At 72.0% G+C, this 15,246-nt stretch carries 13 protein-coding genes and 1 tRNA gene; 13 read left to right on the top strand and 1 reads right to left on the bottom strand.

Annotation, left to right across the window (positions count from 1 at the left end; genetic code table 11):
• Position 1 precedes the first annotated feature (1 nt).
• The 9 genes from QFZ82_RS08360 (at position 2) to QFZ82_RS08320 (ending at position 9,531) form a co-directional block, all read left to right on the top strand.
• On the top strand, positions 2-1,171 hold the full coding sequence (locus QFZ82_RS08360; RefSeq protein WP_373429255.1) for an inositol-3-phosphate synthase: 1,170 nt from the start codon (positions 2-4) through the stop codon (positions 1,169-1,171).
• Positions 1,168-2,406 carry an SCO3242 family prenyltransferase gene (locus tag QFZ82_RS08355; protein WP_307712536.1) on the top strand — a complete coding sequence of 413 codons (1,239 nt, stop codon included), beginning with the start codon at positions 1,168-1,170 and terminating at the stop codon, positions 2,404-2,406. Before QFZ82_RS08360 ends, QFZ82_RS08355 begins: the two co-directional genes overlap by 4 nt.
• A complete protein-coding gene (locus tag QFZ82_RS08350) occupies positions 2,403-3,374 on the top strand; it encodes a sugar phosphate isomerase/epimerase (protein ID WP_307712535.1) in 972 nt (323 codons plus the stop codon). Before QFZ82_RS08355 ends, QFZ82_RS08350 begins: the two co-directional genes overlap by 4 nt.
• On the top strand, positions 3,371-4,051 hold the full coding sequence (locus QFZ82_RS08345; RefSeq protein WP_307712534.1) for an EboA domain-containing protein: 681 nt from the start codon (positions 3,371-3,373) through the stop codon (positions 4,049-4,051). The genes QFZ82_RS08350 and QFZ82_RS08345 overlap by 4 nt, the downstream gene beginning before the upstream one ends.
• Complete coding sequence (locus tag QFZ82_RS08340; protein WP_307712533.1) at positions 4,051-4,899, top strand: TatD family hydrolase; 849 nt, start codon at positions 4,051-4,053, stop codon at positions 4,897-4,899. The genes QFZ82_RS08345 and QFZ82_RS08340 overlap by 1 nt, the downstream gene beginning before the upstream one ends.
• Positions 4,900-4,914: 15 nt before the next feature.
• A complete protein-coding gene (gene eboE / locus QFZ82_RS08335) occupies positions 4,915-6,087 on the top strand; it encodes a metabolite traffic protein EboE (RefSeq protein ID WP_307712532.1) in 1,173 nt (390 codons plus the stop codon).
• Positions 6,084-7,511, top strand: a complete 1,428-nt coding sequence (locus tag QFZ82_RS08330; protein WP_307712531.1) for a nucleotide pyrophosphatase/phosphodiesterase family protein — start codon at positions 6,084-6,086, stop codon at positions 7,509-7,511. The genes eboE and QFZ82_RS08330 overlap by 4 nt, the downstream gene beginning before the upstream one ends.
• A 13-nt stretch (positions 7,512-7,524) precedes the next feature.
• On the top strand, positions 7,525-8,688 hold the full coding sequence (locus tag QFZ82_RS08325; protein ID WP_307712530.1) for a sugar phosphate isomerase/epimerase: 1,164 nt from the start codon (positions 7,525-7,527) through the stop codon (positions 8,686-8,688).
• A gap of 198 nt (positions 8,689-8,886) precedes the next feature.
• Positions 8,887-9,531, top strand: a complete 645-nt coding sequence (locus tag QFZ82_RS08320; RefSeq protein WP_307712529.1) for an HAD family acid phosphatase — start codon at positions 8,887-8,889, stop codon at positions 9,529-9,531.
• 161 nt (positions 9,532-9,692) lie between these two features.
• Here QFZ82_RS08320 and QFZ82_RS08315 read toward each other — a convergent pair whose 3' ends face one another.
• Positions 9,693-11,003, bottom strand: a complete 1,311-nt coding sequence (locus tag QFZ82_RS08315) for a DUF2254 domain-containing protein (RefSeq protein ID WP_307712528.1) — start codon at positions 11,001-11,003, stop codon at positions 9,693-9,695.
• A 166-nt stretch (positions 11,004-11,169) separates the two neighbouring features.
• On the opposite strand from QFZ82_RS08315, the gene QFZ82_RS08310 reads away from it, so the two are divergent.
• The 4 genes from QFZ82_RS08310 (at position 11,170) to QFZ82_RS08295 (ending at position 14,987) form a co-directional block, all read left to right on the top strand.
• Positions 11,170-11,257: transfer RNA gene (locus tag QFZ82_RS08310), tRNA-Leu, on the top strand.
• Between the two features lie 170 nt (positions 11,258-11,427).
• Positions 11,428-12,489: an alpha/beta hydrolase gene (locus QFZ82_RS08305; RefSeq protein WP_373429254.1), complete on the top strand. Its 1,062-nt coding sequence runs from the start codon at positions 11,428-11,430 to the stop codon at positions 12,487-12,489.
• A 189-nt stretch (positions 12,490-12,678) separates the two neighbouring features.
• A complete protein-coding gene (locus QFZ82_RS08300) occupies positions 12,679-13,794 on the top strand; it encodes a hypothetical protein (protein WP_307712527.1) in 1,116 nt (371 codons plus the stop codon).
• On the top strand, positions 13,779-14,987 hold the full coding sequence (locus QFZ82_RS08295; protein WP_307712526.1) for a hypothetical protein: 1,209 nt from the start codon (positions 13,779-13,781) through the stop codon (positions 14,985-14,987). Before QFZ82_RS08300 ends, QFZ82_RS08295 begins: the two co-directional genes overlap by 16 nt.
• Positions 14,988-15,246 lie beyond the last annotated feature (259 nt).

Genomic DNA, 15,246 nt, shown 5'->3' with positions numbered 1-15,246 from the left:
CATGGCAGGGAGGCAGCCCGTGAACAACGACGGGAACGCAACGGAGCCCCGGGTCGGCCGGGGAACCGCACGTACCGGGGTCTGGTTCGTCGGAGCACGCGGATCGGTGGCCACCACCGCAGTGGCCGGATGCGCTGCGGTGACCGCCGGACTGCATCCGCCGACCGGCATGGTCACCGAGACCGCGCCGTTCACCGGCACCGGTCTTCCCTCCCTGCCCTCACTCGTCTTCGGCGGCCACGACACCGCCGGCTGCCCGCTGCCCAAGCGGGCCGAGCACCTCACCGAAGCGGGCGTCCTCCCGCACGGCCTCGCCGGTGCCGTCCGCACCGACCTCGCCGCCGCCGACCGGGAGATACGCCCCGGCGGCCCGCTCGCCGGGGACACCCGCACCGACGGGGAACTCATCGCCGCCTTCGCCACGGACCTGGAGTCCTTCCGCGAGCGGCACCGGCTCGCCAGGGTCGTCGTCGTCAACGTGTCCTCCACCGAACCCCTCCCGGGACCGCACGCCGTCCGGCTGCCGCCCAGCTCCCTCTACGCGGCCGCCGCCGTCCGCACCGGCTGCCCCTACGTGAACTTCACCCCGTCCACCGGGCTGCGCACCGCCGCCCTCACCGACGCCGTCGCGGCCAGTGGACTTCCCCACGCCGGCCGCGACGGCAAGACCGGCCAGACCCTTCTCCGCTCCGTCCTCGCCCCGATGTTCGTGCAGCGCGCCCTGTCCGTACGGGCATGGTCCGGAACCAACCTGCTGGGCGGCGGAGACGGAGCGGCCCTCGCCGACCCCGCCGCCGCGGCCGCCAAGAACGCCGGCAAGGAACGCGTCCTCGCCGACACTCTCGGCCACAGTCCCGAGGGGGAGGTCCACATCGACGACGTCCCCGCGCTCGGCGACTGGAAGACGGCGTGGGACCACATCGCCTTCGACGGCTTCCTCGGCTCCCGCATGGTCCTGCAGACCATCTGGCAGGGCTGCGACTCGGCACTCGCCGCGCCCCTGGTCCTCGACCTGGCCCGCCTCGTCGCCCGCGCCCACGAGGCGGGCATCTCGGGCCCCCTGCCCGAACTCGGCTTCTACTTCAAGGACCCGGACGGCGGCCCGGCGGGCCTGTCCGAGCAGTTCACCGCGCTCCTCTCCTTCGCCGACCGCCTGCGGGAGACCCGGTGATCCGCTCCCTGCTGTCCCGCCTCGCGCCCCCGGCCTCGCGGCCCCGGTCCCGCGGTCCCGCCGCGGTTTCCTCGTCGCCGGAGGCCGTGGGCGCGCCCGCGCGGCCGCCGGGCCGTGCCGCACTGCGGGACTGGGCCGAACTGCTGCGGGTCTCCGCCCTGTTCACCGTCCCCGGCGACGCCCTCGCGGGCGCGGCCGCGGCCGGGCTGCGCCCCAACCGGGGCACGGTACTGGCCGTGGGCGCCTCCCTGTGCCTGTACGAGGCGGGCATGGCGCTCAACGACTGGGCCGACCGCGACGAGGACGCCGTCGACCGGCCGCACCGCCCGATCCCCTCGGGCCGCATCGCACCGGGCGCGGCCCTCGCGGCGGCCGGTGCCCTCACCGCGGCGGGCCTCGCCCTCGCCTCCCGCGCGGGCCGTCCCGCCCTGGCCGTGGCCACGGCCCTGTCGGCCACGGTCTGGGCGTACGACCTCCGCCTCAAGCACACGGCAGCGGGCCCCGCCGCGATGGCGGCGGCCCGCGGACTCGACCTGCTCCTGGGGGCAACCGCCACGTTGTCCGCAACCCGACCGCCCGCCCCGGCGGCGCGGCGCGGCCGGGGGTCGCACGCAGCCGGCGTCCTGCCGTCCGTGGCGCGGCGCGGAGCCGGGGTCCGGGAGAGCGTCGACGCGGATGCTCCGTGCACGCGGCGGGACCGGGTCATGCCGGCCGCGCTCGCGCGGCGCGGAGCTGCCGTTCGGGGGCCGGGGGCGGAGCCCCTGGTGTCCCGTCAGGGTTTCGGGGTGGGGTGGGGCGGGGGATCGTCCACCGCACCCGTGTCCCCCCTGCGCGCTGCCGCGCCCGCCGCCGCGATGCTGGCCGCCCACACGTACGCCGTCACCTCCGTGTCCCGGCACGAGGCACAGGGCGGCTCGACCCTGGCGCCCGTCACGGCCCTGGCGGGCACCGCCGCGCTCGGCGCCCTCGCAGCGCGGCCACGTGGCAGGGCGGCGGCCACGGTCCAGGCCCTGCTCGCCGCCGCGTACCTGCGTACCGCCGCCACCGCTTACCTGCACGCCGCCCTCAACCCCTCGCCGCCCCTCACCCAGCGCGCCGTCGGTGGCGGGATACGCGCCATGATCCCGCTCCAGGCCGCCCTCGCCGCCCGGTCCGGCGCCGCCCTCACCGGCCTCGCCGTGATGGGGCTCGTGCCCGTCGCCCGCAAGCTCGCACGGAAGGTCAGCCCCACATGACCACCCACCCCTCCGCACTCCGCCTGGGATACGGCACCAACGGCCTCACCGACCTGCGCCTCGACGACGCCCTCGCCCTGCTCGCCGACCTCGGATACGACGGCGTCGGGCTGACCCTCGACCACATGCACCTCGACCCGCTCGCTCCCGACCTCGCCGCCCGCACCACCCGCGTCGCCCGCCGGCTCGGCGAACTCGGCCTGACCTGTGCCGTCGAGACCGGCGCCCGCTATGTCCTCGACCCCCGCCGCAAGCACGGACCCTCGCTCCTCGACCCCGACCCCGACGCCCGCGCCACCCGCACCGGGCTGCTCCTCACCGCTGTGGACGTCGCCGCAGAGCTCGGCGCCCACGCCGTGCACTGCTTCAGCGGCATCACCCCTCCCGGCACCGGCGACGACACGGCCTGGAAGCGCCTGGAGGAAGGGCTCTGGCCCGTACTCGACGCCGCCGCGGCGGCCGGCGTACCCGTCGCGATCGAGCCCGAACCCGGTCACCTCCTCGCCACCCTCGACGACTTCCACCGGCTGCGCACCGCGCTCGGCAACCCGTCACCCCTCGGCCTCACCCTCGACATCGGTCACTGCCAGTGCCTGGAACCCGCGCCCCCGGCCGACTGCATCCGGGACGCCGCCCCCTGGCTGCGGCACGTCCAGATCGAGGACATGCGCCGCGGCGTCCATGAGCACCTCCCCTTCGGCGACGGCGAGATCGACTTCCCTCCCGTCCTCGACGCCCTCACCGCCGCCGGATACCAGGGCCTCACCGTCGTCGAACTGCCCCGCCACTCCCACGCGGGCCCCGAACTCGCCCGAGCCTCGATCGAGTTCCTCCGCGCGGCAGGCACGGCACGGACGGCAGGCACGGCGGACACGCCACGCACGGCACGCACGGCGGACACGCCACGCACGGCAGACCCGGACCGCACCGCTCGCACAGCCCCCACGAAGGGAGCACCGGCATCGTGACGCCTCCACCGGCACCGTCCCGCAAGGAACTCGAGGAGCAGCTCGGCGACACCGCCCGTGCCTGGCTCGGCGACGCCCTCACCGAAGCCGCCGAGGCCGCCGCCTCGCCGCCGGACGCCTCCTCCCCGTACGCCGCCCACACCTGGGAGCTGCGCTTCGCCGCCGCCGGCCGGCACTGCGGCCACAAGCACGCCGACGCCGCCCGCATCCTGATCCTCGGCGAGGCCCGCGCCGGCCTGGACACCCTCACGCGCCTCTACCAGCAGGGCAGCGCCGCCGAGCGCCGCGCCGTGCTCCTCGCCCTGCCCGTGCTCGTCCACGGCCCGCACGCCCTGCCGCTGGTCGACGACGCGCTGCGCACCAACGACACCCGGCTCGTCGCCGCCGCGGTCGGCCCCTATGCCGCGAGCCACCTCGATCCGCACGCCTGGCGGCACGCGGTCCTCAAGTGCCTCTTCACCGGCGTCCCCGTCGACGCCGTGGCGGGTCTGGGGCGGCGCGCCGCCGGCGACGGCGAACTCGCCCGCATGCTCGCCGACTTCGCCGCCGAACGCGGCGCAGCCGGCCGCGACGTCCCTGCGGACCTCTCCCGTGTGCTGACCCTGACCGGTGACCGGCCGGGACCCGCGGTCACGCCCCCCGCCCCGTCCACCGAGCAGCCCGAGGAGGAGTCCTGATGCGCATCTTCGATCCCCACATCCACATGACCTCCCGCACCACCGACGACTACCAGGCGATGTACGCCTCGGGTGTCCGGGCCCTCGTGGAACCGTCGTTCTGGCTCGGCCAGCCCCGCACCTCCCCGGCCGGCTTCTTCGACTACTTCGACGCGCTCCTCGGCTGGGAACCCTTCCGCGCCGCCCAGTACGGCATCGCGCACCACTGCACCATCGCCCTCAATCCCAAGGAGGCCAACGACCCCCGCTGCACACCCGTCCTCGACGCCCTGCCCCGCTATCTCGTCAAGGACGGCGTCGTCGCCGTCGGCGAGATCGGCTACGACTCCATGACACCGGCCGAGGACACCGCGCTGGCCGCCCAGCTCCAACTGGCCGCCGACCACGGCCTGCCCGCCCTCGTCCACACCCCGCACCGGGACAAGCTCGCCGGACTCCACCGCACCGTCGACGTCGTCCGCGAGTCGAACCTCCCCACCGAGCGCGTCCTGCTCGACCACCTCAACGAGACGACCGTCAAGCACGCCGTCGACAGCGGCTGCTGGCTCGGCTTCTCCATCTATCCCGACACCAAGATGGACGAGGACCGCATGGTCACGATCCTGAAGACGTACGGAACGGAGAAGGTCCTCGTCAACTCGGCCGCCGACTGGGGGAAGAGCGACCCGCTCAAGACCCGCAAGGTCGCCGACGCGATGCTCGCCGCCGGCTTCACCGAGGACGACGTCGACCAGGTCCTGTGGCGCAACCCGGTCGCCTTCTACGGCCTCAGCGGCCGTCTCCAGCTCGACGCCCCCGCCCCGGAAGCACTCCACGAGGGCAACTCCATCCTCCGCGGCGGGGAATGACGGGAGGAGCCCCGGATGCGCTTCCGCCACCCCGACGGGTCCACCGTCCACCTCTCCTACTGCACCAACGTCCACCCCGCCGAGACCCTCGACGGTGTCCTCGCCCAGCTGCGCGACCACAGCGAACCCGTCCGCAAACGCCTCGGCAGGGACCGGCTCGGCATCGGGCTGTGGCTCGCCAGGGACGCGGCCCACGCGCTGATCAACGACCCCGCCGCCCTGCGCGGCCTGCGCTGCGAACTCGACCGGCGCGGACTGGAGGTCGTCACCCTCAACGGCTTCCCCTATGAGGGCTTCGGCGCCGACGAGGTCAAGTACCGCGTCTACAAGCCGGACTGGGCCGACCCCGAACGCCTCTCCCACACCACCGACCTCGCCCGCCTCCTCGCCGCCCTGCTGCCCGACGACGTGACCGAAGGCACGATCTCCACGCTGCCGCTCGCCTGGCGCACCGCCTTCGACGAGCGGTCGGCCCGCATCGCCCGCACCGCTCTGACGACGCTCGCCGAGCGGCTGGACGTCCTCGAGGAACTGACCGGCCGATCCATCCGGATCGCCCTCGAACCCGAGCCCGGCTGCACCGTGGAGACCACCGCCGACGCCATCGGCCCCCTCACCGACATCGGCGCCGGCCACCGCATCGGCATCTGCATCGACACCTGCCATCTCGCCACCTCCTTCGAGGAGCCGGAAACCGCCCTGGCCGCGCTCGCCGCCGCCGGCATCACCATCCCCAAGTCCCAACTGTCCGCCGCCCTGCACGCCGAACACCCCCACCTGCCCGACGTGCGCGACGCCCTCGCCGCCTTCGCCGAGCCGCGCTTCCTGCACCAGACCCGCACCCGGACGGCCGCCGGCCTCCGCGGCACCGACGACCTCGCCGAAGCCGTCGCCGGTGACGCCCTCCCCGACGGCGCCCCCTGGCGCGCCCACTTCCACGTCCCCCTGCACGCGCCGCCCGCACCGCCGCTCACCTCCACCCTGCCCGTGCTCCAGGACACCCTGACCCGGCTCGTCGGCGGCCCCGCACCCCGCACCCGTCACCTGGAGGTCGAGACCTACACCTGGCAGGCCCTCCCGCCCGAGCTGCGGCCCCGCAACCGCACGCAGCTCGCCGACGGCATCGCCGCCGAACTCACCCTGGCCCGCGACCTGCTGACCGACCTCGGCCTCAAGGAACTGCCATGAACGACACCCGACGCCCCACCCCCCTTCTCGTCCTGGACGTCGTCGGTCTCACCCCCAAGCTCCTCGACCACATGCCCCAGCTGAAGGCGCTGGCCGCCGCGGGCTCCCAGGCCGCCCTGAGCACCGTGCTGCCCGCCGTCACCTGCGCCGCCCAGTCCACCTTCCTCACCGGGACCCTCCCCGCCGAACACGGCATCGTCGCCAACGGCTGGTACTTCCGCGAGCTCGGCGACGTCCTGCTGTGGCGCCAGCACAACGGCCTCGTCTCCGGCGACAAGATCTGGGACGCCGCCCGCCGCGCCCATCCCGGATACACCGTCGCCAACATCTGCTGGTGGTACGCCATGGGCGCCGACACCGACATCACCGTCACGCCCCGTCCGGTCTACTACGCCGACGGCCGCAAGGAGCCCGACTGCTACACCCGGCCGCCGGCCCTCCACGACGAACTCACCGAGAAATTCGGCACCTTCCCCCTCTTCCACTTCTGGGGGCCGGGCGCGGACATCGTCTCCAGCCAGTGGATCGCCGACGCCACCCGCCACATCATGCGCACCCGTCATCCCGACCTGACCCTGTGCTACCTGCCGCACCTCGACTACGACCTCCAGCGCTACGGTCCCGACGACCCCCGTTCGCACCGGGCCGCCGCCGAACTCGACACCGTCATCGGCCCCCTCCTCAAGGACGCGCGGCAGGAGGGCCGCACCGTCGTGGCCCTGTCCGAGTACGGCATCACCCGCGTCAGCCGCCCCGTCGACATCAACCGTGCCCTGCGTCGCGCCGGGCTCCTCGAGGTCCACACCCAGGACGGCATGGAGTACCTCGACCCGATGGCGTCACGGGCCTTCGCCGTCGCCGACCACCAGCTCGCCCACGTCTACGTCCGGCGCCCCGAGGACCTCGAGTTCACCCGCGAAGTCCTCCGGGACCTGCCCGGCGTCGACGAGATCCTCGGCGACGAGGGCAAGAAGGCCAACGGCCTCGACCACCCCCGCTCGGGGGAGCTCGTCGCCGTCGCCGACCCCGACGCCTGGTTCACGTACTACTACTGGCTCGACGACGCCCGCGCCCCCGACTTCGCACAGCTCGTCGAGATCCACCGCAAACCCGGCTACGACCCCGTCGAGCTGTTCATGGATCCCCACGACCCCTACGTCCGGCTCAGGGCCGCCACCGCCGTGGCTCGCAAGAAGCTGGGCATGCGCTACCGCCTCGCGGTCGTGCCCCTCGATCCCGCACCCATCCGCGGCAGCCATGGCCGTCTCCCCGCGAGCGACGAAGAAGGTCCGCTCATCCTGTGCTCCACCCCCCGCGCCGTGTCCGGCCGCACCGCGGCCACCGATGTGAAGTCCCTGCTGCTCCGTCTGGCCGGCCTCGAGAGAGACGGCAGCGCAGCCGGTATCCGTGTTCCCATGAAGTGAGAGAGAGAATGCCGTGACCGCCTTCAACGAAGAGACCGCCACCGACGAGAGCCTGCGCCGCGCCCTCGGCGTCAGCCGCCGCCGCTTCCTCAGCACCTGCACTGCCGCCGCTGCCGCGGCGATCGCGGCCCCCGTCCTCGGGGCCTCACCCGCCCTGGCACAGGTCGCCGGGGACGACAGAGACGGCGACGACGGCCGGTCCGCCCTGATCCCGCCGCACAAGCGCGGTCTCATCCTCTACACCGTCCGCGACGCGACGGGCCGCGACCCGATGTCCACCTCTCTGCCGTCCGGTTTCCGCGAGGTCTTCGAGCAGCTGGCCCGCTACGGGTACCGCCAGGTGGAGTTCGCCGGCTACCGCCAGCACGCGAACGCGCCGGGCGGCGCGAACCTGGAGACGGTGGAGGGCGCCAAGCTGCTGCGCTCCTGGCTGGACGAGTACGGGCTCCGCGCGCAGGGCAACCACGGCTTCATCCCGAGCTCATGGCCCCTGACCACCGCCGATCTCGACAATTTCAAGCGCCATCTGGAGATCGCCAACATCCTGGGCATGCCCCACATGGGCACCGGCGGCGACCCCACCGGCAGCTCCTACCGGGCGGACTGGGACGTGGCCGCGGACAAGTGGAACGCTCTCGGCGAGATCGCCCGCCGCGAGGGCGTCAAGCTCTACACCCACAACCACGACTCGGCGTACGGATTCCTTCTCGACGGCGGCCCCCTCGACGCCCAGGGCCGCCCGACCCGCAGCTCCGGCATCCGCAAGCTGGAGTACTTCCTGGAGGTGACCGACCCGAGCGTCGTCTGGCTGGAGATGGACGTCTACTGGGCGCACGTGGCCCAGTACAAGTTCCACACCTACACCGCCCACGACGGATCCACGCGGGAGCAGGTCTTCGATCCGGCGGGCCTGGTGGTGCGTCACAACCCCCGTTACCCGCTGTTCCACGCCAAGGACGGCACGGTCAACACCCAGAACGGCCAGGGCTACGACATGGTGACGTTCGGCGAGGGCGACATCGACTACCGCACGTTCTTCAGGCGGGTCGGGGCGAAGAACTACCACAACCCGATGATCGAGCACGACGGTGCGCCCAGCGCCACGAATCCGGCGCAGTCCCTCGAGGTCGCCCGGAAGAGCTACGACAACCTGGCGGCCCTGCGCGCCCGCCGCTGACCCGGCAGCGGCCCTCCCGGTGGCCTGGGGTCCACCGGGCGGGCCGCCCGTCCGCGCACCCGGAGAACAAAAGACGCTACCGGCCGGTAGTAAGAACGTCGCCTTCCGTCCATCATTAAGCGCGAGCATGTCAACCCGTTCGATTGATCATGGCCGAACGGGCTTCCTGAGCCGCCTCCACACCCAGGAGAACCCCCCATGCATGCACGCATTCGGACGGTCCGTCTCACCGCGACCGCAGCCGCCCTCACCTTTGTCGCCGCCGTGCCTGCCGCCACCGCCCACGCGGACACCGCGGCCACGACGACCACCGCGGCCACGACGACCACCGCCGTAGGGACGCAGAGCGTCGACTACGACACCTGGCTGCGCGACGTCGCCGCCGTCGTCGCCGAGGCCCGCCCGTACATCGAGCAGCGCACGGCCGACGCGTCCGGCGAGAAGCGGGCGATCGTCCTCGACATCGACAACACCTCGCTCGAGACGCACTTCCACCCGTTCTGGGAGCTGCCCACCCCGGCCATCGCCCAGATGCGCGACCTCGCCCGCTACGCCGACTCCCGCGGCGTCGCCGTCTTCTTCGTCACCGCCCGCCCCGGCATCATCCACTCCCTCACCGACTGGAACCTGAAGAAGACCGGCTACCCGGTCGACGGCCTGTACGTGCGCGACCTGCCCGACCTCTTCGACGAGGTCAGCGCCTACAAGACGGAGAAGCGCGCCGAGATCGAGGCCAAGGGCTACACGATCATCGCCAACATCGGCAACAACACCACCGACCTCGTCGGCGGCCACGCCGAGCGCACGTTCAAGCTGCCCGACTACGACGGACAGCTCTCGTAACGGCCTCGCGCACAGGGCCGGGTGGCCGCGGTGGCCGGTCTCCCGGCCGGCCGCGGCCACCCGCTGGCCGTGCAACCGAAGACCCGGCGGGGGAGCGGCTCCCCGGCAACTTCCCTGAGTACCAGCTCAACGCCTGAGTCCTGTCGCGGCCCTTGCGGCTTCTAACCGATGCCCTGGCGGTCGGGCTCCAGCGCGAACGCGCGCTCGGCCGCCTCGGGCAGGGCTGCCCGCACGGCCAGCATGAGCAGCGCGCGATGCCGCTCCAGCGGCTCGCGCCGCGCCTCGGGCACGAGCAGCAGCAGGTCGTCAAGCCCGGCCATCAGCCGCCGGGACACCTGCGGACTGCCGACGGCGCTCGCCCGGATCTCGGTGAGGCCGAGATCGACGAGATCGGCCCACTCGGGCACGTCCTGCACCAGCCGCACCACGCCCGCGCGGTCGCGGTGGTGCACGGCTCCGAGGGGCCGGTGGGCGAGCGCCGACAGGAACTGCACGATCCGGTCCACGCACTGCACGGCCGTGGTCGGGTCGTTCACCGACGACGACAGCGCCCGCAGCGCGATGTCGGACAACTGGCGCAGACCGAACCCGAGATCCTGGTGGAACGTCCGCTCCGCGCCCACCGACACGGCGGACCGCAGGACGCGCCCCGACGGCAGACTGCCCCGGCCGCCGTGCACGGCGAGCACGGGTGTCCCCGGCACGACGAAGTCCCCGATGCGGGGAATGAGCCGCAGGACCACCCCCTTGCGCCGCGCGGCCCGCACGAGCCGGGCGACATGCACGTCCCGCAGGGTCCCGGACCGCCCCTGGTGCCCGACCCGCGCCTCCTCTGCCGGCAGCGGCGCGGCGTCCGTGCCCTGCACGGGCATCTTGTCGAGCACCGCGAACGACTCCCTGGTCACCCGCTCCACGACGGGGCCGACCTTCATCAGCTGGAGCGTCTGCGTCACGTACGCGATGAACAGCAGCAGGCTGAGCCCGACCGCCAGCAGTGTCAGCGCACCCTGCACCAGGGGCACCGAGACCACCTTCCGCGGATCGGTCTCGCTGTCGTACGAGGTGAGCACGAGCAGCGAGAGCAGGAACGTCCCCAGGAAGACGGAGAAGGTGAGCTTGCTGATCCGGCTCCGGATGAAGATCCGGACGATACGCGGGCTGAAGTTGCCCGCGGCCATCTGGACGGCGACGAGCGAGATGCTGAAGACGACACCGATGAAGGTCATCATCGCGGAGCTGATCGTGGTCACGATCGTCTTGGCGTCCTCGGCCCACGAGATCAGCGTGCGGACGGCTTCGTCGTCGCGGTTCTCCTGGAGCGCCTCCAGCAGCGCCGTGTCGAGAGTGTCCGCAGCGCCCCAGACGACGCACACGAGAAGAAGCGTCATGGTGGGGGCGAACCAGAACGTGTCGCGCAGATGCTCGCGCAGCGGAGAGAGCGCGCGGGGCCGCCGGCGGTTGCGTGGACTCACGCTGCCGAAGGTAGTCGTACGCTGCGCGTCTGCGCGGACACACGCCGTCATGTCGCGGCTTCGGGGTCCTCCGTACACCCCTGACCACGGGATATGTGGGTGAAGGGCACCTCGAACCCCTGGTATTGTTGTCCCTGTCGCCGCGGGAAACCGGGGCCGACCACCGGTCCGGGTGGCGGAATGGCAGACGCGCTAGCTTGAGGTGCTAGTGCCCTTTATCGGGCGTGGGGGTTCAAGTCCCCCCTCGGACACCAACAGGATCCCAGTTCATCTGGGGTCCTTCTTTTTTGCGCCGCGGGGCTGCTGCGACACAGGTGCGAGCACTCGTTATAATTGTCATGCGCGACTCATCGCTGAGATGGCGTGCCGGTGCAGCTTCGTCGAACCGTTCAGGCAGCAACGACCCGCATCGCAGGGAGCCGCCGTGATCGCGACCGTGACCGCCGTCCCGACTCTGAGAACCCGTCTCCTGCTCGTCCTCGCCGTACTGCTTGCCACCCTCACGCCGACCGCTCCGGCGCTCGCCGCCCCGCCCACGGCGCCTTCGGCGACCACCGTCGCCGGGGAGCATGAAGCCGACGCCTCCCGTTCCCCGTCGCCGCGCGGCGCCGAGGTCGTCGCGGTCACCCAGGTCGCGGACCGGCAGGTCGACCTGTCGGTACGGTCGCAGGCCCTGGGCGGCCGGACGGTCAAGGTCCGCCTGCTCACCCCCGACGGCTGGGACCCGAGCGACCGACACCGGCACTGGCCGACCCTCTGGCTGCTGCACGGCTGCTGCGGCGACTACACCTCATGGACGAGCCGCACCGATGTCGCCGAGATCGACAGGCTGCGCAACGTACTTGTGGTGATGCCGGAAGCCGGCTGGAACGGCTGGTACAGCGACTGGTGGAACCACGGCCAAGGCGGCGACCCCGCATGGGAGACCTTCCACACCGTGGAACTGCGACAGCTCCTGGAGCGTCACTGGGGCGCCGGCAGCAACCGCGTCGTGGCCGGACTGTCGATGGGGGGCCAGGGCGCCCTGCAGTACGCGGCCCGGCACCCCGGAATGTTCAAGGCGACCGCCGCGTACTCCGGCTCGGCGAATCCGCTGCTGAACGACGAGTCGGTCGACCGCATCATGGGATTCTTCGCCGGCCAGGGCAACGACCCGCTGCGGGTCTGGGGCGACCCGGTCGCCCAGCGCCGCATCTGGCAGGCCCACGACCCCTTTTACCTGGCCGAGCGGCTCAAGTCGGTCCCCGTGTACCTGTCGTGCGGTGACGGCACGACCGGGCCTCTGGACCCGCCGGGCCGCACGAGCGACCTCGAATCCGACTTCAACCGGCAGAACCACGCCCTCGCCGCCGAGCTGGAACGCGTGGGCGCGAAGCACGTGACCACCAACTTCTACGGGCCGGGCACCCACGGCTGGGCGTACTGGGAGCGCGAGCTGCACGCCTCACTGCCGATGCTGCTCGACGCCCTCCGCGCCGACGGCTGAACCCGGCCCCGCTGACGGCCTGTGACTGCGCGGCGTGGGGAAAGTGGTGCCAAGTGGCAGGACAGGCAGGGCCCGTGTCCCTATCGTGGGTCGTGAGGGACGGTCGGCGCCGTGTACGGCCGGGTCATGTACGGACGCCGAGTCCGGTTGTCGAGCGGGCAGGACATATCACGTCGTGGGGGGACGGGCATGACGGCGACCGCGCCATCGGGCGGCACATCGGAATCTCAGCCGGGCGGTGACGGCGGCACCCCCGCGGAGCCCACCGGACCGAGCGAGGACTCGGGCGGCAGCCCATCGGCGGGTCCCGCGCGGTTACCGCGGCAGCAGAGCGCCGCCGGTGCGGGGAGCGAACCCCGTGAGGGCCTCTGGTCGATCGTCGCCGACACGCTCGGCCTGACCCCCGGCTCTTCCCCGCGCAGAAGAGTGGTGACCTTGCTGGTGATGGTGTCGATCGCCCTCGTGGCGGTCTTCCGGGACGCGCTGGTCGACTACGGCATGACCGAGTGGAATGTGACCAGGCAGAACGACTCCAACAAGGAGTACGACGCCTCCCAGCAGCCCTTCACGGTGTCCGTGCAGCCCGAGCAGGGCGAGCCCCGTGAATGGGCGATGGTTCTCGACCGGGTACTCACCGCCGACGAAGTCCGGAAAATGACGTCCCCCAGGGACAGTTCGGCCACCTTCTCCTACCTGAAGTCACTGGGCGGCCATCCGCTCGCATACGCGCCGCTTCTGGAGCACGCTCCGAAGCGGTACACGCGGGAGCAGATGTCCACCGGGCGTCTGGAACTCTCTGACACGTTCAAGATGATCGTGCTGAGCACCCGGTCCTCCCCGGTGGTCATCGACAACTGGAAAGTCACCGACGTCACGTGCCGGAAGAGCACCGCGCAGACGGTCGTCGCCTTTCCGCCGCAGGGCGGAGTCGCCTACCAGGGAATTCGGCTCCACCTTCCGCCCCGCGCAGACGAACCGGTGCTGACCGACGACACCGAGGGACAGGGCGAGCCCTACTTCGGCACCCGCTACATCGAGGTCGGGGGCGGTCAGCCCTCTGGTGGGATCCGGGCAGAGGTGATTGCGCCACCGGGACAGTCGTGCCAGTGGGGCATCAAAGTCCACTACAACGACTCCTATGTGAAGGAGGGGCGGTGGGTCCAGCTGGAGGACAGGAAGGGCCGACCGCTGCGTATCCGCACGGAGTCCGCCCCGGAGAACCCCCGGCAGAGTTGGGTCTCCGGAGCCGTTCCCTGGACCCCGTGCCACGAGAAGCCCGAGGAGCCGATGTGCGATCTGCTCTGACCGGCAAGGCCGTGGTCCTGGCCGTCCTGGCCGTCCTGTGCGTCCAGGCCTGCAGTTCGCAGCCGAAGGAGGAGAAGCCGACCCCGGAGCCCTCGGCGCCCTACCGGGGCAACCGCGGATACACCCTCCCAGACAGCCCGTTCACCCGCGAGGGCACCGTCGTCACCGCGAGCTGCAGCATGGGCGCACGGTACGCCGCCGTCTCGGTGCAGGCGTGGGATCCCGAGCGGTGGGAACTGCGTGAGGAGCGGTACTTCCCCATTCCGACCGACGCCGCGTTCAGCAACTATCCGGGCGTCGAGGCGGTCAACAGCCCACTCGTGGACCTCTGCAGGCAGACCACGGACAACCCGTCCCCCTACGGCGTGGACGACCTGGAGTACATGGCTCCTCGGATCCGCGCCCTGTTCGACCTGGCGTTCACGCGCATGGCGGTGGTGCTTCGGGAGCCCGGAGGCGAGGCCACCCACGCCGGCCTCGTGGAGAACGGTGCCGACCAGGACGACTTCGTGCGCCTGAGCGACGCGACGGGCGACGACGAGCAGAACGCCGTGATGTCGCCTGACGGGCGCAGCGTGTGGTTCACGTACACGACCCCCGCCGGCGAGCACAGGATCGGCTCCCGGGCCGCCGAGGGGGGCCACCGCCTGTCGGACGAGGGCCCGGCGACCGGACACGACCTCCCCCTGACTGTCTCGGGGAAGCCCCCGCACGCAGTCCAGGCGAACATGGTCCGCCTCGCGCCGGGCGGTCACCGCCTCACGGCGACCGCGCCGAAGGTCTTCGGGAACGTCTTCGGCACCCTGCACTCCTCGGGACCGCTCACCGCGAGATCGGCCCGTGTCGCCACCCTGCTCAGCGGGTGTGTCGGCATCGTCGGCTGGATCGGCGACGACCGGGTGCTGTGCCGCACCTCGTCGGGCTCCTTCCGGACCATGGACGCCCGTACCGGCCGCGCCGCGGGGGCCCCGATCGACGTGGTCGGTCCGAGGGACGGGACCGTCGCCGAGGGGATGCTGGTCTCGGCGGACGGGGAGAAGTTCATCGTCTCCGTCCACCGACCCAACGATCCGTACGGGGAGCCGGGCGGCAGCGCCGATTTCAGGGCGGTGCCGACCACGGCGGGAGAGGAGGCGACCTCCATCTCCCACGATTTCCTGACCACCGGCACGGTGTTCCTGGACTGGCTGTGAACTGCACGTGGAGCCACCTGGAGGTCGGCCGCGGTGCACGGGCAGCGAACCGCCGATATCGGGTGCCTTCCGTGGCGGGGCCGGCGCCTCACCGAGACCGGCACCGGTACGTAGGCTTGTGACCATGGCCGGCACCTACGAACTCCAGCTCACGCCCGACCTGCCGGACTCCCTCTCGCCCGGCGAACTCGGTCGGCTCCGCCGGTACTTGGCCGAGGAAGGCGGTCGGCAGACCTGAGCCGCGATCAGGATCCACGAC

Source organism: Streptomyces sp. V4I23 (assembly GCF_030817975.1).
In the GTDB taxonomy this organism is placed as follows: domain Bacteria; phylum Actinomycetota; class Actinomycetes; order Streptomycetales; family Streptomycetaceae; genus Streptomyces.
Note: the sequence above shows the minus strand (reverse complement) of the source record. Positions and strands in the feature narration are given on the sequence as shown.